Annotated in this window: 22 protein-coding genes; 17 read left to right on the top strand and 5 right to left on the bottom strand. The window is 34.1% G+C overall.

The features are described 5' to 3' along the window. Positions 1–463: 463 nt before the first annotated feature. Positions 464–634: a hypothetical protein gene (locus tag ACZLO7_RS13485; RefSeq protein ID WP_464937528.1), complete on the top strand. Its 171-nt coding sequence runs from the start codon at positions 464–466 to the stop codon at positions 632–634. On the opposite strand, the gene ACZLO7_RS13480 is transcribed toward ACZLO7_RS13485, so the two are convergent. Beyond that, the gene (locus tag ACZLO7_RS13480; RefSeq protein WP_464937529.1) at positions 631–1,200 is read right to left on the bottom strand and encodes a VC0807 family protein; all 570 of its coding nucleotides are present in this window, start codon (positions 1,198–1,200) and stop codon (positions 631–633) included. The genes ACZLO7_RS13485 and ACZLO7_RS13480 overlap by 4 nt on opposite strands. 962 nt (positions 1,201–2,162) lie before the next feature. Next, a complete protein-coding gene (locus ACZLO7_RS13475) occupies positions 2,163–2,351 on the bottom strand; it encodes an H-type small acid-soluble spore protein (protein ID WP_464937531.1) in 189 nt (62 codons plus the stop codon). Between the two features lie 434 nt (positions 2,352–2,785). Between ACZLO7_RS13475 and ACZLO7_RS13470 the strand changes: the two genes are divergently transcribed. The 11 genes from ACZLO7_RS13470 to ACZLO7_RS13420 all read left to right on the top strand — a co-directional run bounded on the left by ACZLO7_RS13470 (position 2,786) and on the right by ACZLO7_RS13420 (position 14,794). After that, positions 2,786–4,249: a protein adenylyltransferase SelO gene (locus ACZLO7_RS13470; RefSeq protein ID WP_464937532.1), complete on the top strand. Its 1,464-nt coding sequence runs from the start codon at positions 2,786–2,788 to the stop codon at positions 4,247–4,249. A gap of 663 nt (positions 4,250–4,912) precedes the next feature. Beyond that, a complete protein-coding gene (locus ACZLO7_RS13465) occupies positions 4,913–5,095 on the top strand; it encodes a serine hydrolase (protein ID WP_464937707.1) in 183 nt (60 codons plus the stop codon). 893 nt (positions 5,096–5,988) lie between these two features. Beyond that, positions 5,989–7,059 (top strand): DUF4085 family protein, encoded by a 1,071-nt coding sequence (locus tag ACZLO7_RS13460; RefSeq protein ID WP_511261339.1) that lies wholly within the window; start codon positions 5,989–5,991, stop codon positions 7,057–7,059. Between the two features lie 1,061 nt (positions 7,060–8,120). Next, on the top strand, positions 8,121–9,419 hold the full coding sequence (locus ACZLO7_RS13455) for an NCS2 family permease (protein WP_464937534.1): 1,299 nt from the start codon (positions 8,121–8,123) through the stop codon (positions 9,417–9,419). A gap of 158 nt (positions 9,420–9,577) precedes the next feature. Then, positions 9,578–9,787: a helix-turn-helix transcriptional regulator gene (locus tag ACZLO7_RS13450; protein WP_464937535.1), complete on the top strand. Its 210-nt coding sequence runs from the start codon at positions 9,578–9,580 to the stop codon at positions 9,785–9,787. Then, a complete protein-coding gene (locus ACZLO7_RS13445) occupies positions 9,784–10,299 on the top strand; it encodes a hypothetical protein (RefSeq protein ID WP_464937536.1) in 516 nt (171 codons plus the stop codon). The genes ACZLO7_RS13450 and ACZLO7_RS13445 overlap by 4 nt, the downstream gene beginning before the upstream one ends. Before the next feature lie 290 nt (positions 10,300–10,589). After that, positions 10,590–11,018, top strand: coding sequence for a hypothetical protein (locus ACZLO7_RS13440; RefSeq protein ID WP_464937537.1), 429 nt, complete (start codon positions 10,590–10,592; stop codon positions 11,016–11,018). Between the two features lie 245 nt (positions 11,019–11,263). Continuing rightward, a complete protein-coding gene (locus tag ACZLO7_RS13435) occupies positions 11,264–11,869 on the top strand; it encodes a hypothetical protein (RefSeq protein WP_464937538.1) in 606 nt (201 codons plus the stop codon). A gap of 420 nt (positions 11,870–12,289) precedes the next feature. Beyond that, the gene (locus tag ACZLO7_RS13430; protein WP_464937539.1) at positions 12,290–13,081 is read left to right on the top strand and encodes a CPBP family intramembrane glutamic endopeptidase; all 792 of its coding nucleotides are present in this window, start codon (positions 12,290–12,292) and stop codon (positions 13,079–13,081) included. A 194-nt stretch (positions 13,082–13,275) separates the two neighbouring features. Beyond that, a complete protein-coding gene (locus ACZLO7_RS13425; protein ID WP_464937540.1) occupies positions 13,276–13,416 on the top strand; it encodes a DUF4279 domain-containing protein in 141 nt (46 codons plus the stop codon). A 472-nt stretch (positions 13,417–13,888) separates the two neighbouring features. Continuing rightward, positions 13,889–14,794 (top strand): HNH endonuclease, encoded by a 906-nt coding sequence (locus tag ACZLO7_RS13420; protein WP_464937541.1) that lies wholly within the window; start codon positions 13,889–13,891, stop codon positions 14,792–14,794. A 158-nt stretch (positions 14,795–14,952) separates the two neighbouring features. Here the strand turns inward: ACZLO7_RS13420 and ACZLO7_RS13415 are convergent, their stop codons facing one another. Then, a complete protein-coding gene (locus tag ACZLO7_RS13415; RefSeq protein WP_464937542.1) occupies positions 14,953–17,832 on the bottom strand; it encodes a DEAD/DEAH box helicase in 2,880 nt (959 codons plus the stop codon). Between the two features lie 21 nt (positions 17,833–17,853). Beyond that, the gene (gene mutT / locus ACZLO7_RS13410; protein WP_464937543.1) at positions 17,854–18,249 is read right to left on the bottom strand and encodes an 8-oxo-dGTP diphosphatase MutT; all 396 of its coding nucleotides are present in this window, start codon (positions 18,247–18,249) and stop codon (positions 17,854–17,856) included. Positions 18,250–18,637: 388 nt separating this feature from the next. On the opposite strand from mutT, the gene ACZLO7_RS13405 reads away from it, so the two are divergent. From ACZLO7_RS13405 to ACZLO7_RS13395, 3 genes are all read left to right on the top strand, one after another. Continuing rightward, positions 18,638–19,117, top strand: a complete 480-nt coding sequence (locus ACZLO7_RS13405) for a metal-dependent hydrolase (protein WP_464937544.1) — start codon at positions 18,638–18,640, stop codon at positions 19,115–19,117. A 362-nt stretch (positions 19,118–19,479) separates the two neighbouring features. Beyond that, the gene (locus tag ACZLO7_RS13400; RefSeq protein ID WP_464937545.1) at positions 19,480–20,067 is read left to right on the top strand and encodes a Maf family protein; all 588 of its coding nucleotides are present in this window, start codon (positions 19,480–19,482) and stop codon (positions 20,065–20,067) included. Positions 20,068–20,450: 383 nt separating this feature from the next. Continuing rightward, entirely contained in the window at positions 20,451–21,683 is a 1,233-nt protein-coding gene (locus ACZLO7_RS13395) for an ATP-binding protein (protein WP_464937546.1), read from the top strand. 123 nt (positions 21,684–21,806) lie between these two features. Here ACZLO7_RS13395 and ACZLO7_RS13390 read toward each other — a convergent pair whose 3' ends face one another. Continuing rightward, on the bottom strand, positions 21,807–23,129 hold the full coding sequence (locus ACZLO7_RS13390; protein WP_464937547.1) for a serine hydrolase domain-containing protein: 1,323 nt from the start codon (positions 23,127–23,129) through the stop codon (positions 21,807–21,809). 626 nt (positions 23,130–23,755) lie between these two features. Here ACZLO7_RS13390 and ACZLO7_RS13385 point away from each other — a divergent pair. Both ACZLO7_RS13385 and ACZLO7_RS13380 read left to right on the top strand, forming a co-directional pair. Beyond that, positions 23,756–23,992: a hypothetical protein gene (locus tag ACZLO7_RS13385; RefSeq protein WP_464937548.1), complete on the top strand. Its 237-nt coding sequence runs from the start codon at positions 23,756–23,758 to the stop codon at positions 23,990–23,992. Between the two features lie 860 nt (positions 23,993–24,852). Continuing rightward, on the top strand, positions 24,853–25,734 hold the full coding sequence (locus ACZLO7_RS13380; protein WP_464937549.1) for a patatin-like phospholipase family protein: 882 nt from the start codon (positions 24,853–24,855) through the stop codon (positions 25,732–25,734). Positions 25,735–25,937 lie beyond the last annotated feature (203 nt).

Raw genomic sequence — 25,937 nt, 5'->3', positions numbered from 1 at the left:
GGCCGAGCCTAGGTCGTATAATATAGCGGGTGGGATTCCCGTCGAGAAAGAACTAGCCATTCACTCGTAACGAGTCTTGGAGGACTACTGGTAACATTAGCCTTTAAGCGTATACAGTTAGGTGGCGGGTCGAAAAGCCGAATGTTTGAAGGGGGTGAGCTCCATAATGTTAGTAAATTGAGAGGGCTGATACTTTAAGCCCAGCAGAAAGCTATATTTTATCCATCGTTAAAGGCAAGAAGGGTAGAACCTCTCTGGAGTCAGAGACCTAGGCACGTCACACATTGATATGATACGTATGGTGTACAAGCGATAATAAGCAAGGAAACCAAATGCTGTTGTAGGGAGTCGGATAGCAGTGTAGTACCAATGAAGTTGGGTAATGCCGATGGAGGAAAGGCTGCTACCAAGTTACCACCCTTACTAGGGATACATTTACTACACGCAGAGGTAGGGATAATAAATGGAAACAAAACTATTAAGGATAGCAGAATTAGCAAAATCTGATCCGAGAATGAAATTTACATCTATTGCACATTTACTAGATAAGCAAAAGAGTGCTAAGTTCAAAACAATCCATTGTTCGCAAAAGACAGATTTAACGAACATTGGTAGACTAGGCAATTGGAATTAGGTATAATAACCTGAGATTTGCTTATATATCAACATTTCACCATAGCCATCAATCCCATAATTTTTAAGCAGGAATACGGTTAAACCTGCCATAAAAAGTCCTCTGATAATAAAGATAACTTCAATAAATTGAAACCAATTAAAGATTCCTTTTTGATAATATAATGCTCTACTGTCCTTTCGTTCATAACCTTGTAAATATACAAAATCAACAGCAAAGTATAAAGAAAAAGGATGCTTAATCACTAGTGCAACAAAATAAAGAAATGAATAAAAAAGATTTATATATACACCATTCCAAATCATTTGCTCTGCTGACCCTGATAGGAGATCCACCGTCGTGCCTAGTACTAATGAGCCTAAAATAAATAAACCTGTTATGTTAAACTGCTTATCTAAAATAAAAAGGTAAAGGGTATAAACAATTCCCGGAATAGTTGAAACCAGCATTGCTACGTAATCACCAAAAGGTTCCCTACCAAAATTCCATATAATATATGGTGATGCTGCATAAAAAATCAAATCTAATAAAATAAACCATTTGTTTGAATGCTGTTTTTTCGCCATATTCCCCTCCATATCTCTCTATTCAGCTTCGTCCCCAACCTTTATTATGATATTAACATAAATATCCAATGAAAAATCATCTCTCAACTAAGAAATCTATAGAGGGTTTTTAGAGCATTCGGCAACTAAAATACCGTCTGGCTTTATTTCGAGTGGAATGCTTATATGGATACATAGGACTTAAATATAGAAAAACTTCGGGAAACGAATTATTGGCAGCTTAAATGATATACAAAATTCACAGCAAATGGCTTATCTTAGACATTCGCAGAAAGAAATAAAGAAAAAGCACTAATTATACCTTTGCATGAATTAAATGTAGTTGTTTTTGATATTGAAACAACAGGCTTTTTACCTGAAAAGGGAGGCGGAATACTCTCAATTGTTGCAATTTAAATATGTGGAGAAACTATCCAAATAGAACGGGCGTTCTACTCACTTGTATATTGATCAAAACATTCCCCAGGAAATTATTCAATTTACTGGCATCACAAACGATCAAATAAAAGAAGCACCTAATTTCTCAAGTTTTAGTACAGTTTCTTCAATTTAAAGGGGGAAAAGGAAGTGTCCAAAGAGTACAATGCTAAAATCAAACAATGTGAAACTAGAGGTTTTATGTGATAAAAACGGTATTTCAGTAGTGGAACGTCATCACGCATTAGGGGATGCAAAACTAACTGCAGAACTGTGGAGTTTATATGTAGGAAAGTTCAAGCGTAGGGTTGTGATACATTAAATGATGTTTAGAAGGTTCGCTTATTCGTGATGATGAGGCAATTCCAGTCACTGTTAAATGGGGAAGTCAAGAAGAAATAATTGAATTAAAGATGAAGCGGAAATAGAAAAATTCTTCTGAAATAAGATGGTGAATATCATAAATTTTTTAGTTTCACAATCTATAGTTAATTATGTAACTAGGAAATCCCATTGGATACTAATCCAATGGGATCATTTTGTTATTATACTGGATATTCTTCTTTTAATTTTGAGATATCTACTTCGGATCTTTCTTCTAATGAATGTCTTAAATGGACGGTTGCTAATTTTCCATCATCATGTAGCTTATCAATCCATACAGAAACACCGTTATAGCTCACTTCGAATTCCGATGGTGAAGCAACAATTTCTTGTGCACGTTGATATTCCAAATAAAGACCTCCTATTTTTTATTTATTTTCAGTAACTAATTTATCAAGCTCACTAACTCTTCAGAATACACCTTCTTTCTGGTTCCTTCTTAATATGGTATTGAAACGTCTTTTTATCACAGAAAATAATACTCAGAACTGAGTATCTATTGATCTTTGTTTGCTAAACTAAGTTGGAAGTTTTTCTTATTTCAAATGAAGAATTTCAATATTAAGGTTAATGCTAAAAAAATTTGTGATGGACATTCAAGTGACTAATTCCGAAAATAAACAAAATAAGGAACTGGAAACGGTATAATAAATAGGTAGCAGTAAACATTAAAAAGGAAAAGTATTGCGTAATACAGAATGAAGATAACTAAAAGTTATATAAAATGTTTATGATTGCTTCATATAAGTAAAAGCGATTATAAAAAGACAAAAAAGGAGAAACCATGATAAAAAATAATAAAACAGGTTGGAACTTTGACAACAGTTATAGCCAGCTACCGAACTCATTTTTTTCCCGCACCAACCCAACTCCTGTAAGTTCGCCAGAGTTGATTATTTTCAATAGTGAGTTGGCAACATCCTTAGGTTTAAACTTTCAGGGGTTACAAAAAGAAGAAGGCATAGAAATGCTTGCTGGAAATCAGATTCCCGAAGGTGCTTCGCCTCTTGCTCAAGCTTATGCGGGGCATCAGTTCGGTCATTTTAATATGTTGGGAGACGGACGAGCAGTGCTGTTAGGTGAACACATCCTACCAAATGGTGAGAGAACTGATATTCAGCTCAAGGGATCAGGTAGAACGCCATACTCTCGTGGGGGTGATGGTCGAGCAACACTTGGACCAATGCTACGCGAATATATCATCAGCGAAGCCATGCACGCGCTTGGGATTCCTACTACCCGTAGTCTTGCAGTAGTGACAACAGGTGAGTCAGTTATCCGTGAAACTGAACTACCGGGTGCAGTTATGACTCGTGTAGCTACTAGTCATATACGTGTCGGTACCTTTCAATACATTGCAAAATGGGGCTCTTTAGAGGAACTCAGAATTTTGGCTGACTATACTATTGAGCGTCATTTCCCTAATATTGGAATGGATAAAAGTCGATATCTTACTTTCCTTCAGGAAGTGATTACACGTCAAGCTGAGCTTATTGCCAAATGGCAACTTGTTGGATTTATTCATGGTGTGATGAACACAGATAATATGACCATTAGTGGAGAAACCATCGATTATGGTCCTTGTGCTTTTATGGATGTCTATGATCCAGAAACAGTATTCAGTTCCATTGATACTCAAGGGCGCTATTCCTATGGCAATCAGCCGTTTCTTGCTGGTTGGAATCTTGCGCGATTTGCTGAATCCTTATTGCCTCTGCTGCATGATAATCTGGAACAGGCTATCGAACTGGCACAAGATCAGCTATCAAGTTTTAATGAGTTGTACCAATCCAAATGGCTCGAAGGAATGAGAGCCAAACTCGGGATATTTAACGAAGAGACCGAAGATGAAGCTCTTATTAATGGACTCCTAAGTATGATGGAAAAGTACAGTGCGGATTATACCAATACTTTTCGTGCATTAACTTTAGATATGTTGGAGGAAACTAGCCTATATGGGACTCAAGAGTTCGCTCAATGGTATGAGCTCTGGCAAGCTAGGCTTAGCAGACAACAGGAATCGCTAGCATCCTCGAATCAGTTGATGCGGGACAGTAATCCGGCGATAATCCCACGAAACCATAGGGTAGAAGCTGCACTAGAAGCAGCAGTGAACAAAGGCGACTACAATGTGATGAAACGGCTTTTGGGTGTCCTTTCAAACCCTTATGCATACTCTACCGAGCAAGTTGAATTCTCCACACTGCCAGTGTCAACAACGCCATACCGCACTTATTGCGGTACTTGATAAATAATCGAACGAGTATCTAGCATTTAATAATGATAAAATCCCACTGGAAACTAATCCAGTGGGATCATTTGTTTAATGTAATAGGTATTCTTTTTGTAAATGTCCAATTCGGATTTTCGAAACGCTATCTCCTTGCTACGGCTCATGTGCAAGCTACCTTGTATGTGACGTAGTAGCATTTTTTTTGCTTGTTCATACTCCGTTCATATTGTCATCACAGGGAGTACATCTTCGGTGAAAAAAGGTGAGGGCAGAAGAAGATGAGAGTGAAAATAAGAGAGGTAATGAAAATGAGGATGGGCACAAGAACAGGTAGGAAACGAACTCCAATAATCGCTTTTATCATCGTGTAAATGATGCTAGCTCCAGTGTCTACAATGGCCACAACGACCACCAAAAACAGCAGTAATCTTACTTTTGATGTGAGTAAGAAAATAGATGTTAAGAAAGCCAAGCTGCTAACAGAAACTTACCACACTACAAGTTTACAATATGCGCTTATCGATGATGGAGAGATTGTCATCTCAGGGTATGCTAGCAAAAACAACAAGACCGATACTATACTACTTACTTCGAAAACAATGTATGGCATAGGTTCAACGAGCAAAGTGGTACTTACAGCGGCTAGACGAGGGAAAAGTAGATTTAGATTTGCCGATTGTGAAATATATACCTGATTTTAAGATGAAAGACCACCGTTACAAACAGATTACACCACGCATGCTACTGAATCATTCCTCTGGTCTCCAAGGCACCTCGGCAAGTAATGCATCATTGTATGGGGATAATGATACGTATGCACAAGATACTTTGTTAGAGCAATTGGCCACTCACGCCTTTTAAATTATTTGACGATATAAAACACCTCATACATCTTAAAAACGCTTCTCGCCCCTTGATGGTCTGTAAAATAAAAAGGGATTACTATGATAATCCCCCAAAAAGAAGTTTTTGTTTTGGTGTTATGTCACGGAGGTAAATATGAAAACTGATATAAATATGCCTACAGCCATTACAACAAGGGAAATTTTCTGTAATAATGAAAAGTCGCGGATTTTTTTATTTTGAAAAGCAAGATCAGAAATTATGGTAATTAGAAAAGCTGCAAAAATAATCTCTAAGACTCTATTAAGAAATGAAATATTGTATATAGCAATTGCTATAATTGCTATAAATGAAAAGATAAACAGCCTAAAATATTTGTTTTTTAATAGCATCTCATTACCTCCCAATTCCTTTATATTACAAATTGTGTATTTATAATATAATTGTTTACATAAATGAATAGTCTTATTATCCATATTTTTAAATTTCTGCTATCAACTGTATATACAGACTAAACTGAATTTCAAAATAAATATAATAGTTGAATTATCAGATATGGTGATTCCAGAATCGCTGAGTCTCACGAAGTTTCTGAAGAGCTATTAACTTATATGTTCAAATTTTTTCTTTTACCACAAATGGGCCAGATTATGAAATTATTTAGACCGTTTAGTTCAATAAGAAATAGCAATTAAAAAAATGATATATTTAGAAATAAAGGGATGAGGTTTGCGAAATGAAGACAATAGGAACTATCCTTTTAGTTTTGCAACGCCATCAATTAAGTATAAAGTAATCAACTACTTAAAGGTATTCTGAAGCTCAAGTCCCTTAGAGTCTAGAAGAATAAACGGAAGTATCTATTATAATATTTATTCATTATTTTTCGCTATACAACTAAAAGGAGTGGAATGATGTTTTTCTTAACACGTGAGCGACAGGAAGTAATCAACGCAGCACATACATATCCATTTGAGGAAGAGTTCGATGCTGAATTTGAAGATCATTTATATGAGCATTTAGCCGAGTATATAGATGTCTTACCACAAAAGTTTCAGTTGGGAATTATTGAACGAACTTTATTTAGAAATGATACTTTAATGGAAGAGTTTGAAGAATGGTGCAACGTGACAATTGAGAAGTTCACAACTAAGAGTAATGCTGTTTATGAAAAGCGTGAAGCAATTGTCGAACGCTTTAATCCGTCTGCACAAACCGTTTTTTCACAATCACTTCATGATGGTAAAATTTTAAATGCTGAGCAACAAGGAAATAATTTTATGCTTCTATTAGATATGAGTGGCGGGTTTACAGTCGAGTCAATTGTGCAGTTAGTTTTTCATGATGCACAAACAGAAGGTAATCTTGAAGGCTATTACGTGTATGACGAACTAATAAAGATAGAAGGTAGATTTGCATTACGAGTTTTATCTAGTTTTGGTAGCCCTTATGCTGAATGGACGATTTTCTTCAAAGATGTGACAGCAAAATACCTGTATCGTCCTGCAGTTTATATTGAACCGGGAGAAGTCGCTACGTGGGATGATTATGTTATTGCGCTAAACCTAGATGACAAATACTATATTGTAAAAGATATGCACTTTGTAGAGATTGATTTGGCTAATCTTTCGCAATCGGATAATGGGATTTTTGCTGGAGGGGTATTACTAGGTGATACCTTTGAAGAGGCAAGAGAGCGAATTTATTGTGCTACTTATGAAGATCCATATGCTCATTTTAGTGAGCCTATTCCGACTGATGAGTTGTTATTTGCTATGTTTGATTTAGACCAAAATATACGAGTACGTGCCTTCAACACAATTTTTGCACTAGGAAAGGATGCCGCATATATCGTTAATGATGCGCTACGTAAAGTCGATGTAAGCGCAGATGAAAATATGTATTTTGCCATTATAGCAAGCCATTTCGATCAACTCGGTTGTTTAGAGGATGATGTAAAACTGAAATGGCTTAGGGAATAAGGAGAGTGCTGTTCAAAACGTTCTCCGATTGAACAGCCTTTTTGTTTTTATTTAAGCCAGTATAGCTTGAGATTTATTTTATCGTAAATTTTTTAATCCCTGAAAAACATCTTTTCTTTTACTAGTCGAGCTGATAGATGATCCTACATAACTCCATTAAAGGGTGCTTTACTTGAAAGATGGGATTCCGCAGATATCCCATCTTTTACTTCATCAACTAACGTAGCAGGTTAATGAAACAAGGCTACTGAGACAGCATTTTTTTCGGCCAGTAGATGCGAGATTCAAAGCAGGCTCATATAGCCCTTAAAATCTGGGACCAGTTGAATTGTTATTACGATCCTTTACTTATTGGAGTAAAATCCTAAATAGGAAGGAAAGGCAGGCATTTACTAAGGTTGATTATCCACAATAGGAAAATATAGATTTTACTCAAAATGTATAACTATTTTCTTAGATAGTTTTAAAAATTCCATTAGAAGCATAGAAATAAACCATTTTGATAAGTCATTTATCAAAATGGTTTTTTAATTTAAGTAATAAAACTATACATTAATGTTTTTTATGTCGTTGTTCCATATTAGTCAATATTTTTTGACTATCTGTATTGGACATATTTGTATAAAAAGAAGTCGTTTTAACATCATTATGACCGAGTTGATTACGAAGAAGGGGAATGTCGCCACCATTGCGAATGCAGTCCACTGTAAAACTGTGAATAGGCTTGTGAGGATTAATACCATTGTTCTGTTCAAATGTTGCTGTATAAGAGATTTAGCAATCAATTCATTGATTTTAGGAACTGGATTAAGTGTGGGTGAAATAGTCGATGCAGTTAATTGTTCACCATCTCCAGTTAATTTTTCAACGTTAAGCAAAACTGAACGGATGTTTCTAGGGCGCCTGTTTGCCATTTCATGATGGATAGTATATTTTTACGAAAGTAATCAAATAATTTTGAGTATAATGACTTTGAGGAAAAGGATTGCATTTCGTTTTATAAGCGAATATTATATTAAATGTTGTTAAAATTGTTCGTGTTTAAGAAAGAGGCTATTAAAATGTTTCATTTGAAGGAACATGGTACAAATGTTAAGACTGAACTTATTGCTGGAATGACTACATTCCTCACTATGATATATATCGTTATTGTCAACCCGATTATATTATCGGCTGCAGGTGTGCCGCTTGATCAAGTGTTTATGGCAACTATTATTTCCGCTGTAATTGGTACATTATGGATGGCGCTTTGTGCAAATTATCCAATCGCAATTGCACCTGGTATGGGATTGAATGCATACTTCACATCAGTCGTATTAACCCCTGGCGGTAATATCGATTATTTAACAGCCTTTGCTGCCGTTTTCGTGGCAGGGATAATTTTCATTCTTTTATCTTTAACGCCATTACGAGAAAAACTAATAATGACGATTCCCGAAAATTTAAAGCGTGCAATTACTGCAGGTATTGGTTTATTTATCGCATTCCTTGGCTTACGTATGGCTAAAGTAGTCGTTGCAAGTGATAGTAACCTAGTAATGCTCGGTGATTTGACTTCTCCTGGTGTACTCTTAACGTTATTTGGTTTATTCATTACTGTTATTTTAATGGTACGTAATATCAAAGGTGCATTATTTATCGGTATGATTGTCACTGGTATTGCAGCAGCTTTAACAAATCAATTACATATTGATAAGGTAGTAGCTCTTCCTCATTTACCAGAAGGTATTTTAATTTGGAATCCAATTGAAGCAATTGGACAGGTTATTTCTTATGGATTATATGGAGTTGTATTCTCATTTATTTTAGTTACACTTTTTGATACGACAGGTACAATGGTTGGTGTAGCTAAACAAGCAGGTTTGATGAAGGGTGATAAATTACCTCGTGCACGTAAGGCATTGTTAGGTGACTCACTTGCTACAACTTTTGGTTCTATGTTTGGGACAAGTCCAACAACAGCATTTGTTGAGTCTTCAGCTGGTGTTGCTGCTGGTGGCCGTACAGGTTTAACTAGCTTAACTGTTGCTGTTCTCTTCATCGTTGCTTCGTTCTTTGGGCCATTAGTTGGTGCTGTATCTGGTGTAGCGGCGATTACATCTCCAACCCTAATTATTGTTGGTACATTAATGATTGGTTCTGTAAAAGAAATTGAATGGAGTAAATTTGAAGAAGCGTTCCCTGCTTTCTTAATCATTCTAATCATGCCGCTTACTTCAAGTATTTCAACTGGTATTGCTTTTGGATTTATCACTTATCCAATTTTGAAAATTGTTAAAGGTGAAGCGAAAGAAGTACATCCAATACTTTATGTTTTCGCAATCCTATTTGCATTCCAATTACTATTCTTACCTCACTAATACGGAAAAATCCCACTGCATATTTTGATGCAGTGGGCTTTTTTTCTTCAAGTTAAAGGCTTGTATCGCCTTTTAAATAAAATGTTATAAATCATTGACATAATGTTAAGTTTACGTTACATTATGTTTAGATTACTTAACTTAAAGAAGGTGATGAAATGCTCCATAATCGGGTGAGGGAGCTTCGAGCAAGATATAGCTTTTCGCAATCTGAATTAGGAAAACGCGTAGGTGTGACGCGGCAAACGATTGGGTTTATAGAAAAAGGGGAGTTCTCACCGTCTATCACATTAGCTCTAAAGCTTGCAACAGAGTTACAAATCAAAGTAGATGAACTTTTTTGGTTAGAAGGGGGAGAAGAGGAATGAAAAAGGATTTACGTGTGCAGTATCCGTTATGGAATATTGGCGCAATTATTATTGTAGCTATCGCGGCATATGGCGTTACACATTCTTTCACTACTGAGTGGATCAAAGGGAAAGACGGAGCGTTTGAATTTTATATAACAAGCCAGAATGTTTTGTTGCTAATTGCCGCTACAATGCTCTTACTAATTTATTTGCCTTCTTATGCATATAAAATTAAGCAACATAACAAATTAAATCCACAGCATAAAGTATCTATGTTCAGAATCAAACCGAATGAGTACTTAGAAGAGGATGAAATGATGCGTACTGTAACGCAGCGTGCAACGCAAAAGGTGTATACTTTCATTTCTTTTGCATTACCGTTAGCTGCCGCGCTGTTCTTCATTCCAATGAATCGTTTTTGGTATATTGTAATCATTTTATTGATCGCTATTATACAAAACCTCATGTATTATTTTGAAATCCGTAAATATGTAAAAGAAGAAAAAGAGGAAGTGTCTGAACTTTCTTGAAAAGAAAAACCCACAGTAGGTTGCGATTAAATGACTTCGGGATTTGTTCCGGGGTCATTTTCTTTAAGTCCCACTGAAATCTTCTTGTGTTATATTCTTCTTGATGTATTCGTTAAACCAATGTTTAAATTGGAAACCTACAATAAAAAGAGTTGCTTTAAAGGCTGGGATATTGGGGAAAAGGATGGTAGTTTGTAGCTTTTTTTAACTTCTTTGAGCGGGTGTCTAAACACCTGCTCAAAGAAGTTAAAGCCTCCGGCGAATGTCACGGAATCGGAAAGGAGTTCTTTGTGCAAGCACAAAGCCGATTCCGGACGCAATTATGCCGAGGCATAATTGATAAAATACTTAAGGTGGTAAATATTAAAATGAAAGATAAAAAAAACTATAAAAAGCATCATTATTTCAAATTAAATGCAGATGATATTTTAGAAATAGTTTGTCACCACTTAGCAGATCAAGAAGAGTTAGGTACTTATAATTCTAAATTAACGTTTATTGATGAAGGAAATGATGAAATACGAATTGTAGCTGCATTTGGTGAGTTAGAAGATGAAAGCATTACTGAATTAGATTTATTTAAATTAGATAAAGAAATCGATTATAATGGAGATCATTCGAATATTCCAGAAGAATGCATTTTAGATCCAACTAATCCAGAAACAAGAGAGAAATTAAGAAAGATACTAGAGGAAATTAAAAAAGAACTTAAAGAATAATTCCTTCTATCTAGTATAATAAGCATGAATTAGCAATTAACATAACAAGTGTGTCCGATGGTGAGAATGTTATTAAACCATCAGAAAATCCAAATCTAGAAAAAGAAAATAACACTTAAATTACAAAGAAGTTCATTCAAATATCGATTTGCGTCAAATCGCATTAAACAACGAGGTAAAAGTTCTATTACCATAGATGGAAAAGTACTAAGAGTTGAATTAAAAAAAGGTGGAATGAAGTAATTTTGTTTATTGAAGAGTTATCAAAAGCTGAAAAAATATTAATAGGTAAATTCGGTAGGTTAGATATTCAAAATGAAGAAATAGCATATGAAAAATTTTGTACAGGACATCTTGATCAATTTAATCGAGCGTTAACTGAAGCAGAGTTTGATGATTTAATGGTACTTTTTAGTTTGAAAAATGACAGAGAAACGCAAGAGTATTATTTCCATCAAGAAGAAAAGTACTTAGATTTTTTTAGATATCTATTTAAGAAAAATGGGGAAGTCCCTGTATATATATATTCTCCAGAATTAGCAAGTAAGCGGAAGGCAACATTTAGATTTCTTAAGAAAATGTTAGATAAACAGGAATATGCGCTTTTTAAAAAAATCAAAAATAACCTTGTCCCTCATAACGGTTTATTTGAAATAAAAGCACAAGAGCATTTAGAGATTTTAGCAAAACTATCGCTAAGAGAACTTTATTTCTCAAATTTCTTTTTTAAAGAATCAGTATTAATAGGCAATTATGAATTAAGTATCCCGTTATACTGTTTTAATGAAACATATATGAGAGAAAGTAAAGATAAAGCGATTCAGGTTGGCTTATTCATTCGACAAGGGTAACGATAAGAGTTTTGATTTAATAGAATACTATTTTGGGGAAAATGAGGAGTTTCTCAATTTAATAGGCGTTAGAATACCTGGTTTTTCCCATCTTACAATACTAAACCTACCTTTACGGGTGGTTTTTTTATTCTCTTTTATCTGGAAGTTTCTGTTTGTAAACTGTGTTTTTATAGTGAAAAGAGAGAAGCGGAAAATAAGGATGAAAGTAGAGCCTACCTATGGCTTTTAAATGAAGTCGTACCGTTTTAAATAAAGTTATACTGTTTTAAAAAAAGTTGCACCGTTTAACCCCTTTGGATGTAGTTTGTCTAAAGAAGATTTTTATGTTAAAAATAGCATAACGACTTTCCGTGAAATGGTCATTTTGTTAAATATATGAACTATATAATATGCACAGTAATTGGAGAGGAACCAATAATGAAAAAGTTAATAAGTACAATTTTAAAAACAGTTATCTTTTTTACCGGATGGGCAATTTTAATTTCTTTTACGCCTGATATACGGACAAATAGTCAGGCATTATTACGATTATGGTGGGAATTCGTACCACTTGCTTTAGTAATTTTATTTTCTATTATTTTTGTTTCAGTAATAGAAAAGGGGCAATTAAAGATCCCCATAGCTTCAAGATTCTTTAAAAATTCTTTAATTGGTGTTGTACTAGGTGTCTTATGGTTGGGTAGTGTGATAGCTGTCCTTTTACTTACAAAGACAATAAATATTCAAGGTCAAAACGATATTGATTACATATGGATTTGGATTTTGGCATCACTATTGAATGTTGTATTGCAAGAATTGTTGATGAGAGGATATCTATATCAATTATGGAAGCAAAAATATAATGTAATTGTAGCAACCGTTTTAACTACTATTTTATTTACTGCGATGCACGGTGGTGCATTTGAAGCAGGTATTATCTCAGTGCTTAATGTTGTTTCAATGAGTATACTGGTAACACTACTATTAGAATACACAGGCACAATAGTAGCACCAATAATTGTTCATTTCATTTGGAATACAATTGGAGCGATTATATTTGGTGGTGTTTCTTTGCCAAGTGATTATCCAAATCTCTTAAACAGTACGTTTCAAGGAAATCCATTAATTTCAGGTGGCATCTATAAAATTGAAGGCAGTATTATTGTCTTAGTTGTTAATTTAATTCTAATTACATACTTGTTCATTTTAAATAAAAGAATGTCTAGCTAAAATTATATAAATAAGCGTACTTCTACAATTGGCCATGATTGTGGAATTTCACATCTCTTAATGATCAAATTTTTTTATGAAAATTGTATAATAGTTTACATAGAAAGATCGAAACCATCAATTTAAATGAACCACTTAATGAACTCTTAGAACTCATCCGAGATAAAGATAATGAATTGATAGAAATATAGAGATTGTATAACGCTAATGTAAAATTTGATATAGTTATCATAATAGAAGATGAAGAATTACCAGTAGTTTATCTTGAACAAGAAATAATCCAGTTTGCGGGAAAAATTGGTGCAGATATTGATTTTGATATGTATATCAATTAAGTATCTATTTATTTCCCTAAAATCACGTAATCATTGGTAGCTACGAATACTAAACAAAAATGGCTGTCTTATAAGTCAGCTTCCGACTCATTGACGCCACATTTTGAAAAACAAGTATGTTGATTTAACAGCATTCTTGTTTTTTATTTACTTTGTTTTGCATGATGTATCCCTTATGGACAGCTCCATATCACTCATCGGATGCTGTAACTCCCTCGTAATCGCTCTTTCTCCCATTGCTTTCATAATCTTATCTTATTGTAGTTGTTTTTTAAAGGTCAACCGGAGTTGGCTATCTTAAATAAAGGGCATATGCTTGAAGATATTGGAGTAGTCCTCCAAAATAATAAAAATACTAATGGTGGAGAGACAATTATTTTAGAATTGACAATGTAGATGAAAGCATCAATTTATAGTCTACAACATTATTAGTGGTATGATTGTATTAGAATAATGTAAGAGGTGTATTCGCGTGAATTTTTATATAGTTATGCAAGGACAAACGTATGAAGAAGAGAAAAAACATAATATTATTTGGTCACACCAAGTAGATAGGAGTGGTCAAACTCCACATTTTTGGGGACGGATGAAAGAAGTGGAAACAGGGGACTGTATTTTCCACTATGTGAAAGGAGATATTGTAGCTGTAAGTATTACTAAAACAGATTTTAATGAATCGGCTAATCCATATAATAGTGAAAATAGTGTTGATGGTTATATTGTTGAGACAATTTATGAAGAATTAGAAAAGTCGTTAAATATTAAATTAAATTTTGAAGAAATTCAGCCACTCCTTCCTATAAAGTACTCTGCTTTCCAGGAAAATGGCGATGGTAATCAGGGCTATCTATTTCCTTGCAACGAGCTATTAGCGATTAAATTTTTGGAGCTTATAGGCGATTTAAATATTTATGAGGAAGATCAAGAGCAGCTAGAGTTTGCGATCGGGCCAATTGTAAGTAAAGAGCATAATAGTCTAATTCCGATTATTGCAGAAACAGAAGCGGAAGCGAAAGTGAAAATTCGCAAAGGACAACAAAAGTATAAAGAAGCTTTGGCTCCATTCTGGAATCATCAATGTGCTCTATGTGGAATTGATTTACCAGCCATGCTACGTGCGAGCCATTCAAAACCTTGGAAAGATAGCACGAATGAAGAAAGGTTAGATCCATACAATGGTTTGTTACTATGCTGGAATCATGATGCTCTATACGATAAAGGCTATATTGCATTTGATGGTACTGGTAAAATTCATATATCAGAGAGACTGAATGAAAGCGATTATGAGAAGTATGGTATTTATCCCAAAATGCGTGTAAATCGAAGTGAGTTAAATAAAAAGTATTTTAAGTGGCATAAGAAGAATGTGTTTAAGTAATAGCACATTTTAATAAATTAATTGTAGATAAGTAAACATAGTCCTTTTTAAAACTTGATTGGAAAATAGATGGTACTTTAAATGGACAAATTTTGACTAATTTACTAAATAAATTAGTTTATAAAAAACTCGAAGCAAGAATTTGCTTCGAGTTTTTATTATTCTTCTACTAAATAATGATACATATTGTAGTCTACTGGATGCTCCAATATCATGTTCATTGTAACGACATTGTATGCTTTGCCTTTATCAATTAATTGATCGTTTATGGCGCTAGACTCATCAACTTTTACGTTTCCTAAGTAATAAAAGTCTTTTCCTTCACCATTATGCTTTTTGACGAATAAATGTACTGTAGTATTTTCTAAATAAGATTTAACAATTGGTGTGATATCTTTTGCAGTTATTTTTCTATTTTTAGTTGAACACCATTTGAACACCTCATTTGATAGAAATTCATCCATATAGTGTACTGTTGCATCATCTTCTACTTTATGGTAATTAACAAATATTGGGCATGTATTTGATTTTACATGTCCACCATTCAGAGTACCTTCTTCATTGCTCTCCCAATTTAGAAGTCGACAAACATCTTTTCTTGAATATTTTTTATATAAAGTGAATGGCTGAGTCGAATCAAATTGTTTATTTTTTTCTAAGGCGCATCCAATTATATCTTCAATGAATCTCTTATAATTTTTATCTCTTAAACTTTGAACTACATGATCATTAAACTTATAATAATCGTTTTCCAATATTATTATTGGTTTATTTCCATATTTTTCACGGGCAACAGATACAAAGAAGTTTAAAGATAAAAGGTTTTCAACTGATTGAATTGTCTCTTCATCAAAATATGTACCGAAATCTTTTAATATCTTAATAAACTCAGATTTAGTAATCGAATCGTTTTTTAGTAAGGTGTTAATTAACAAAACTTCATGAATTCTTTTTCCGTTTAAAAGTTCAATTGATAACATGGATAAAGTTTTTAATTCATAATCCGTTAATGAAGGAAGATCTTCCTTCATTTTTATTAGAAATGAATAATAGTTATCAGAGTAATTAACGATTACCTCCGGATCAAGGGATTCTTGATGTATGAAATCTAGCATTAAAGGAGTTTTTCCTAAACGATTTTTCAGCTCACTATAAGTCTCTTTTAATATTTTTAAAGTAGATAAGTTTGTATTATTTATTGCTTCAAAAATACGTTTCTTCGCAATTTCTTCAAAGTTTATCGTTGAAACACCTTGAATATAATCTGTATTTACAGTTCTTCGGCGTACGTTATCTTTATTCATTGATCGATCACCTGACAGAGCAATAGGTATTAGATAGTTATTTTTATAGTTACCTATAAAGTCGATAATCGTAACATAATCCTTTGAATCATGTTTACGCAACCCTCGTCCTAATTGTTGGATAAAGATTATACTTGATTGTGTTTGACGTAGCATAACGATTTGATTTAGGAAAGGAATATCAATACCTTCGTTAAAAATATCGACAGTTAGAATATATTCAATCTCACCAGAGTTCAATTTTTTTATGGCTTCTTCACGTTCATTTTGTGAATGATCCCCGGTTAAAGCACATGTCTTCAATCCTTGATCATTTAAAGTATCTGATAATTGGCGAGCTTCTTCCTTAGAACTGCAAAACATTAGGCCGCGAACTTTATCTCCTGAAAAACCATAGTAGTTAATCTTTTCAATAATATGATGTACGCGTTCATGTGAAACAAGCTTCTGTAGCTCAGTAACTTCATCAACACTGACTCCGTCTTTTTCATATTCTGTAACACCAAAATAATGGAAGGGACAAAGCATATCTTCTTCAAGTGCTGCTTGTAGGCGAATTTCATACGCAATATTGTAATCAAAAAGTTCATATATATTAAAGTTATCAGTTCTCTCAGGTGTAGCTGTCATCCCTAGTAAAAATTCAGGTTCAAAATAATTAAAGATCTTTTGATAAGATTTCGCTCCAGCACGATGCACTTCATCAATTAATACATAATCAAACTCGTTGCTTTCAAATTGTTGAAGATGAGCTTCTGAGGAGATGGTTTGAATCGTTGCAAATAGATAACGTGCTTTCACATCTTTGAAATTACCTGATAGAATACCATAATCTTCTTCGTTACCACCTAAAATTTTACGATAATCTGACATCGCTTTTTTTAGAATTTGTTCACGATGCACAATGAAGAGCATTTTTTTAGGCTGGAAATTTCGAACATCGAAAGCAGATAAATATGTTTTACCAGTCCCTGTAGCAGAAATGATAAGTCCTTTTTTTGCACCGGTTGCACGTAATGCTTTAATTTGTTGAAGCGCATCATTTTGCATTTTGTTAGGTTTAATAGAAAGACTCTCTGCTAAAGTGTTTGTAAGGTATTCTGTTCCCATTTCAATAATATTTGAAGAATTATTTTTTATGAAAGGTGCTGCTATATAATTTTGTTCATAAGTTGAAATCCAATCGTTAGTTAATGGAGTCCCTTCAAACCAGGCATCATCAAACTGATTTTTAAAATGGTGAATTACTTCTCCCTCTTCTAGTGAAGTTACAAACACATTCCATTCGAAATTTGTTTTTAAAGCGCTATCAGTTAAGTTTGAGCTGCCAACTATTAGTGAATAATAATCTTCATGCTCGAAAATGTATCCCTTTGAGTGGAATCCTTTAACACTAGTTAAACGGACTTCAACATTTTTTAGTTTTAAAAGCTCTTTAAACATTTTAGGTTGATTAAAGCTTAAGAATGTTGAAGTTAATATTCGGCCATTAACTCCTTTTTTATCTAAATCATAGAGCATTGTTTTTAAAGTAGCTAATCCGCCTTCAGTGATAAAAGCAACTGAAAAAGTAAAAGCCTTACAAGTTTTTAGTTCTTGTAATAAAGTAGATAGAACATTTTCATGTGCGTTATTTGTAAGTAGTTTTGGTTTGAATTGTGCTGAAACAGGCTTGCTTTGATTGATAAATCCCTTATGTAATGAACTTTCAATTTTACGTATTAAATGCTCCATTTAATTCACGCCCAGAGTATATTATTTTTGAATAGCTAGTTTATCTACTGCAGGAATATCTGCAGGAGCGAAATCTAGTTGTGATAGATTTTGACGTTTTACCCATTGTACTTCAGCGTGCTCACTAATTGTAGGAATACCTTGTACGATTTTGGCCATGTATGTTTCTAATCGGACAATAACTTTTTCATATTCGTAAGTTGTATCTTCTACTTTTTGACCAACTTCAATATTACAGCTAAACTCTTCATTAATTTCGCGTTTTAAAGCCTGTTGTGGAGTTTCTCCATTTTCAATTTTACCTCCAGGGAATTCCCAGTAATTAGCAAGTGACATTTCAGGACCTCTTAACGCACAAAAAATTTCTTTTTTTTCATTTTCAATTATTGCACCAACAACGTGGACAGATTTTTTCATTTTATATAACTCCTTTAATGAGAACTTCATATTATTTTACAGTACTTTAAGGGGTAACGTCATTAGTTGTGTAAATTAAGATCAATTAATATGTGAATTTTTAGGTGAGGAGAGTGAAATTTATCTAAGTGATTAGAATTCTGGAGTTATTACTCTGTGCTTGATTCGAGTCACTATCTGAACGAAAAATGGAACCAACCTCGGAGGGACAACTCTTCTTTAATCATATCCTTAAACGAAGTCAAAAATACAAATAGACAAATTAAGTAAAATATACTAACTAATTTAATTTATTTATCACATAATCATCATTTTGCATACAATTATTAATAGAAATAGTGTAATGTAAGAAGGCATACATTTTAATAGATTTAAGGAGAATGAAAGCATGACAGGAAATACTCACATCATAGGCGGCATTACAGCAGGTCTTGCTTTTGCACAAGTTTCAAATTACGATCCAATAGTGCTAGTTGGTTTTAGTGTTGTTGGAGCATTGATTCCAGATATTTGTCACAGTGGTAGTAAAATAGGACGGACATTTCGTATCACATCTAAAATCGTCAATAAGATATTTGGGCATCGATCGTTCACACATAGTTTGCTGTTTTTATTCTTTATGGCCATTGTCATGAATACATATATTTCGAATGAATCCATCACAGCAGGGGTATTAATAGGAATGGTCAGCCATTATATGCTTGATATGGCTACAAAAAATGGCATTAAGTTATTGTTTCCATTTAACATTACAGTCCGCTTTCCAATTACAACCCGAACAGGTAGTAAGGTGGAAAATGTAGTTGCTACAGTATTAACAATTTGTAGCGTGTACCTAGCCTATGAGACCATAATGTATCTACTTTAAGACAAGCTTCTCCTCTTACGTCTTTATTAGACATAAGGGGATTTTTAGTCTATATAGAATCTGTTTTTTTATTTCGATTATTATATTTTTAATTAAAAGCTGTAATTTAACTTCTTTCAGCAGAAGTCTCCCACCTCTATAGGTGGTGAGATTAATGCGGATTTAAGTGCTTTTCATCGGGTGTTTGGACACCCGATGAAAGAAGTTAAAGCCTCCGGCGGATGTCACGGAATCGGAAAGGAGTTCTTTGTGCAAGCACAAAGCCGATTCCGGACGCAATTATGCCGAGGCATAATTGACCCAGTGGATTCAATTTTGCAAATACCGTCATCTTTTGTATGATAAAAATGAGGAGTGAAACTATGCAATTTCAAACAACAAAATCTTTTATTTTAGCATCCGCATCACCACGACGAAAAGAGCTTTTCAGTCGTTTAAATATTCCATTTGACATTGTTACAGCTGATGTAGAGGAAACGAGTGTACAAGCCTCAGAAGTCGAACAATATGTCACAGAGGTCGCATTATTAAAAGCACGTGCGGTGGCGAATATATCACCAGGTAGAGTAGTCATTGGTGCAGATACAATCGTTACAAAAGACAACCAATTACTACATAAGCCAGCGAGTCGTGAAGAAGCGTTGTCACATCTTCGCACACTACGCAACTCAGCACATGATGTATTAACTGCTGTGGCCATTATTGAAGAGGATGGGACTGAGACTACTTTAGTCGAAAAAACGACAGTCGTCTTTAAAAACGTTTCTGATGCATTATTAGAAGCATACATCTCAACTGGAGATTCATATGATAAAGCAGGTGGCTACGGTATTCAAACAGAGGGTGTCTTTTTGGTTGATCGTATCGAAGGGGATTATTTAAACGTGGTTGGCTTACCGTTAGCAACGTTATGTGAGCATCTCATTGCACGGAAACTAATATCGTTATAAGAAATAGCATCTTTTCAGTTTTCTGAATCTCTTGCTTCGTGAAGTTACAAAACAGACTATATGAACAAACTGATATTCTAGATTATCAGTTTGCAGATTATAATTACCTGTACTAGAATAAATGGCATGAACATGTGTTATTGTTTTGTGCATAATTCGTCTCTATATTAGAGAATTCTTAGTCCTTTCCTTTTAAATGGGGAGAGCAGGTTCAATGTGTACCTCTAATAAGACTACTACAAACTACATCATTATGAAAAAACTAAAAGTATGCCTATTTAGAGAGATTGGTATTTTCCGCGGAAAGTAGATTCTATCTTTATACTGTTAGCTATGTTAAAAATAAGATAGAAGTTAAATCTATCTCGGAAGGAAGTACAACTTTGTTTCAAACATTACTATTAAATTTCCTGTTTTTATTGATTCCATTTTTAGCATATCTCATATTTTTTGAAAATGGGAATCTTTATCATAGAAAATTTGTACTAAACATTACAATAGCAATAACTATGGTCTTATGTATGACGTTACCCATTCATTTAAAAAGTGGATTTATTTTTGACTTACGATATATTCCTTTTATAATTGTTTCACTTTACTGGGGATATAAACATACATTACTCCTTTATGTCGTACTTAATGCATATCGATTTTTCATTGGAGGCGAAGGATTCATACAGTCATTGCTGTTTTCAACTATCATATTAGTAGTTGTGTCAATGTGCAGTAATAAGTTTAAATCTTTAAATAGTCGTTATCGAATTTCTTTCGCTACAATGTTCTCTTTTTTATCGGTATGTTTCTATCTTGCAACATTAATCTTTCAAATGCCATTTAACCGAGAGTTCTGGATATTATCTATTAATGCCATTACTACGCATGTTGTCTTGATGACCATTCTAATGCTTTTAATCGAACGTATCATCTCAAATATGAAAGCTCGTGAAGTACTTATACAATCAGATAGATTACAAGTAATAAGTGAGTTATCAGCTAGTGTGGCACATGAAATCCGAAATCCGCTTACCATTACGAGCGGTTTTTTGCAGTTATTAAGCCATTCAGAGTCGATCTCATTAAAAGATAAAGATTATGTTGAATACTCACTACAAGAATTGAAGCGAGCTGAAAAAATCGTGGGTGATTTTCTAACCTTCTCCAAGCCATTATGTGAAAACATGGTGGACTCCGATCTGAAAGAAGAAACGGAATATGCCAAAAATATACTTGTTCCATTCGCTAATATGTATAATGTTAATCTACATGTGAGTTTTCATAATTCTTTGCATAAAGCTTTTGATAAAAATCAAATGCAACAATGCTTCATTAACTTGTATAAAAATGGGATTGAGGCCATGAAAGATAATGGTGGTACCTTAACGGTTGATATATCAGAGCAGAAAAAGAACATTATCATAAAAATTAAAGACCAAGGAACTGGCATGACAGATGAGGAAATTTCTTTTCTAGGAAAACCTTATTATTCAACGAAAAAGGAAGGAACAGGGCTAGGAATGCTCATGGTTTATAGCACCATACATAAAGTGAAAGGTATTATTAAAGTAGAAAGTGAGAAAGGAAAAGGCACTGTTTTTACGATTATGATTCCAGTTTGAATTCACTTTCTATACTTGATAAAATGCCCCTTTAGATAAACAAATCCAAAGGGGTATTATCTGTTTTATAAACATTGTTACTTTATTTTAAAGCTACAACTGCTTAATACTGCAAATTTGATATTATTTTATTGCGATTGTTTTTTGGTTGCCTTCGATAACAGTTAAAGTATTTTGTTTAATCGTTACTAGAATGCCTAAACCACGTAAGAAAAATTCATCTTCTTTAATCGCATGTAACTCAAGTGGGTTTGAACCCGGTGAGAAAATATATAAACGATTGTCTTCTTGTAAGGCTATTTCAATCGCATGTTCAGGATGTTCTTGTAGTTGGTATTTGCCTTCATAGCACTTTAAAATTTCAGTCGGTAAATGCACAGCTTTTAATTGCTTAGGCTTTTTCGGTAAATGTAATTCATTTGTTATCAGTGCTTTTTCAATCGCTTCACCGATAGCAATTTCATAATCTAATTCTTGCTCTTTGCTTCGTAAAAAGACAAAAATGGTTTTAGATTGCAGATAAATTTTAAATGTAGTTGCATAGCCCGGCCAGCCACCGTTATGCCATACGCATTTTCCCAGTTGTTCATCTTCATAAATAATCCAGCCCATTCCGTAAGAAAAAGGTTGTTCTGCCGTCAGAGTCGATGGGGTAAAGGCTTGCTCAAGTAAAGCTTCATCCCATAGTTGTGCATGAATGACAGCACGACCTAATTTCCATAAGTCCTCTACCGTTGAATAGATCCCTCCATCACCAGTAATATAATTCAAACATACAGTACTTTTAGTTTCTTCAAATTCAGCAGGGTCAACATGTTGACCATCATACACATCATACACGTAGCCATGTGCAATTTCATTTGTATATTGTTCTATGAAAGTAGTTGAAGTTAAAGTTGTACGCGTCATATTTAAAGGTTTAAAAATAGCCTCTGTCATATATTCACAAAAACTTTTATTAGTGACACGCTCGATTAAAAGAGCGAGTAATACATAACCTGTATTGCTGTATTCCATCCGTTCACCTGCTTCAAATAGGGGAGGTGGCGCATATCGAGTTAATAGCTGCAGCACATCTTCATTTGTCGCAAATGTTGTTTCGTTCCAATAATCTGCAAACGATTCCATATAATCGGGCAAACCTGATGTATGATGTAATAAGTGGCGTACGGTAATATTAACGTAAGGCAATTTTGCAAACCACTGGTTAATATTATCATCTAATGTGATTTTATTTTCTTGTACTAATAGTAAAATACCTAATGCTGTAATAGGTTTTGAGACAGAAGCTAAGTTAAAACGTTGATGAAGTTGCATAGGGGCATGTGTTTGAATAGAAGCTTCGCCATAGGCACCTTGTAATAAAATTGTCTCATCTTGTGCAAGTAGCACAGTACCATTAAACGTGTTTTCAAGTTGTTCTTTTACTTTATTCCAATCTATCATTTGTAATTTCCTCCTCAACATTTCGATTCAAAAATTAAGCTGCGCAATTGCTCTAAATCTTCGCCTGGGATTTTGTTATTAAATTTTCCAATAATGAGCTTGTCAATTTGTTCTTCTCGACGATTGTTTACGTTAATGTAGCACTTGAGATATTTTCCGTTTTCAAGTCGTGTCAATATTTGACTTACAGCACTAGGAGAACTCTCAATATAGTGCGCAATATCGCCCATCATACATTTATTCATGCCTGTGTACAAAATTGAGTACCATCGTTTACTTCGTTGATAAATCATCTTTTAATAATGCTTCTTGTATTTTCACTAATTTTGCATTCATTTCAATCAACCTTAAAATTTTATTTAACTAAAATTATAAACTAAAATAAAATATTTTGTTAAAAAAGATAAAATTATCCAAAAAATAAATTGTATAGTGACAATAAAGTTCGTTAATTTACTAACTAACAAAGAGTACCAGCAAAAATCTTTCTTTTAAAAAAAATCATCTACGGGAAAATAATAAAGCGAATAAAAGTAAAAGGAGGCATTGAACAATAAAAAAATTAGCAATTGTTATTACGACCTTAACTGTCATATTGCTTATTACGCCTATAGCTGGCTATGGATATGAAACTCTTTATACTTGAAAAAGAGACATATAACCATTTGATAGAAAAATACGATGAAGGTGAATTTAAAATTGAAACCAATTTTGGAATGAAGGGGCCCTTATATACATCAACAGTTGTTTTTAAAGATGAAAAAGAAATTGAGTATATTTATATCGATAAGGAAGGGAAAATCATTCAAGTAATTCCGGATCCCATTATTTATAATTATAAACACACTGAAAAGCCTTCATAATAGTGATGGCTTCAATATTTCGACAATAGGCATTCAGAATGGTCCTATCCCGAATGTCTTTTGTTATTTTTATATATTTTGGTTATTTAAGAACCTTTTTATAACAATCAGCGAGTTTTTTAAATTCACAGCAGTAAAAGTAAGCATCGCCTGCATGGGCACTTTTTTTATGGCCTTTTTAGGTTGACCGCCTCATCCTCAATTTTTCTCAAAAGATTTATTTATATTACATGTGTAGTTGATTGGAGCGAAGGTGGTGACTCCTGCGGGGAAAGTGGGACAGTCCAAGACCCTGCAGGAGCGCAGCGACGAAGCGGCTTGGCGCCCACCCGCGGAAAGCGTCCACCGTAGCGGAAATCAACGGTCTTATCTACAGAAGGTAGCATTTTATTGGTTTGGAGAAGCGTCCGCTCGACTCCTGCGGGAAAAGCGGGACAGTCCAAGACCCTGCAGGAGCATAGCGACGAAGCGGCTTGGCGCCCGCCCGCGGAAAGCGCCCACCGTAGAGGAAATCAACGTTCTTATCTACAGAAGGTAGTATTTTATTGGTTTGGAGAAGCGTCCGCTCGCCCGCGGAAAGCGAGCGGTAAGCTTCGGAAAACCGGATCTATCTTGTATAAACTACAGTTTGAAGCCACCACTAGTATGATGGTTTTTCTTTATCTAACGGTATTGAAAGCATAAACAAACCATCTATCCAATAAATTTATCTAATTAGATGACTAAAACATTTGATTTTCTATAATCAATCTAAACAAAAATTTTAGAAGAGAAACATTTTCATTGCATTTTCGACATAAATTCTTAATAACGCTCTTATTTCTTACAGAAATACAAGAATGTATAAAGGGGGGAAAGCGTTGATTGTCGACGGGGTATTTTCTGGTGGAGGAATAAAAGGCTTCGCATATGTAGGGGCATATCAAGTTCTTGAAGAAAGGAATATTCACTTTAAACGAGTAGCTGGAACAAGTGCTGGCGCTATTTTTGCAAGTTTTATTGCGGCTGGATTTACTTCAGATGAAATAGAAAAGATGTTAGATGAACTAGACGTTTCTTCGCTTCTTGATCCGCCAAGTACATTGTTTGGACTGTCATTTCTAAAATGGCTCAATCTTTATTTTAAAATGGGATTATACCAAGGCAAATCGTTAGAAAAGTGGTTTTATAAAAAACTCGCAGTTAAAGGTGTTTATACATTTGGTGATTTACCAGATGGTTCTATAAAGCTTATCGCTTCTGATTTAACCAATGGCAAAATGCTAATACTGCCTGATGACTTGCAAAACTACGGGATAGATGGGGAGTCATTTTCGGTAGCTCGCGCTTTACGAATGAGCTGTGGTATTCCTTTTTTCTTTGAGCCGGTCAAATTAAAGGTTGCTAACGGAGAATCGATAGTAGTGGATGGCGGTGTACTTAGTAATTTCCCCATATGGATTTTTGATGATGAAACTGGTCGAAAGGAACGTCCAGTTATTGGGTTGAAGCTAAGTAATGCTAGAGAAGATATGGCTCCTCAAACAATTAATAATGGACTCGATTTATTTGAAGCACTATTTACAACGATGAAAGATGCACATGATGAACGTTATATTTCTCGTAGGCTTGAAAAGGATATTATTTTCATACCAGTTGAAAATTACAGTGCAACACAATTTGATTTAGATCAAGAAACGAAAGATAGTTTAATCAGAATTGGAAGAGAAAGCACGATGAAATTTTTGAAAACGTGGTGGTAGAATAATTTTCCGAAGAATCTTGAAGTAAGATATCTGGATTAACTTAGTAGTCTTGTCTTTATTGGCTACTATTCATATTCAAAATTGAAATTTGTGATATATTCTGAGATATTTTCTCCTTTTTTTCCCCCATTCATTTTACGTTATAATGAATGAGGAAAAATGAATGATTCATACTAAAGCTGAATCATTTTTAGAGGAGA

It is taken from the genome of Viridibacillus sp. d25.2, from assembly GCF_055456015.2.
The sequence above is the reverse complement of the archived record's forward strand: the minus strand, read 5'-3'. Positions and strand labels throughout refer to the sequence as shown.

Coding starts and splice junctions, on each gene's coding strand:
- ACZLO7_RS13485 (WP_464937528.1), top strand. CDS start 464: ATGGAAACAAAACTATTAAGGATAGCAGAATTAGCAAAATCTGATCCG.
- ACZLO7_RS13480 (WP_464937529.1), bottom strand. CDS start 1,200: ATGGCGAAAAAACAGCATTCAAACAAATGGTTTATTTTATTAGATTTG.
- ACZLO7_RS13470 (WP_464937532.1), top strand. CDS start 2,786: ATGATAAAAAATAATAAAACAGGTTGGAACTTTGACAACAGTTATAGC.
- ACZLO7_RS13460 (WP_511261339.1), top strand. CDS start 5,989: ATGATGTTTTTCTTAACACGTGAGCGACAGGAAGTAATCAACGCAGCA.
- ACZLO7_RS13455 (WP_464937534.1), top strand. CDS start 8,121: ATGTTTCATTTGAAGGAACATGGTACAAATGTTAAGACTGAACTTATT.
- ACZLO7_RS13450 (WP_464937535.1), top strand. CDS start 9,578: ATGCTCCATAATCGGGTGAGGGAGCTTCGAGCAAGATATAGCTTTTCG.
- ACZLO7_RS13445 (WP_464937536.1), top strand. CDS start 9,784: ATGAAAAAGGATTTACGTGTGCAGTATCCGTTATGGAATATTGGCGCA.
- ACZLO7_RS13430 (WP_464937539.1), top strand. CDS start 12,290: ATGAAAAAGTTAATAAGTACAATTTTAAAAACAGTTATCTTTTTTACC.
- ACZLO7_RS13415 (WP_464937542.1), bottom strand. CDS start 17,832: ATGGAGCATTTAATACGTAAAATTGAAAGTTCATTACATAAGGGATTT.
- mutT (WP_464937543.1), bottom strand. CDS start 18,249: ATGAAAAAATCTGTCCACGTTGTTGGTGCAATAATTGAAAATGAAAAA.
- ACZLO7_RS13405 (WP_464937544.1), top strand. CDS start 18,638: ATGACAGGAAATACTCACATCATAGGCGGCATTACAGCAGGTCTTGCT.
- ACZLO7_RS13400 (WP_464937545.1), top strand. CDS start 19,480: ATGCAATTTCAAACAACAAAATCTTTTATTTTAGCATCCGCATCACCA.
- ACZLO7_RS13390 (WP_464937547.1), bottom strand. CDS start 23,129: ATGATAGATTGGAATAAAGTAAAAGAACAACTTGAAAACACGTTTAAT.
- ACZLO7_RS13385 (WP_464937548.1), top strand. CDS start 23,756: ATGAAACTCTTTATACTTGAAAAAGAGACATATAACCATTTGATAGAA.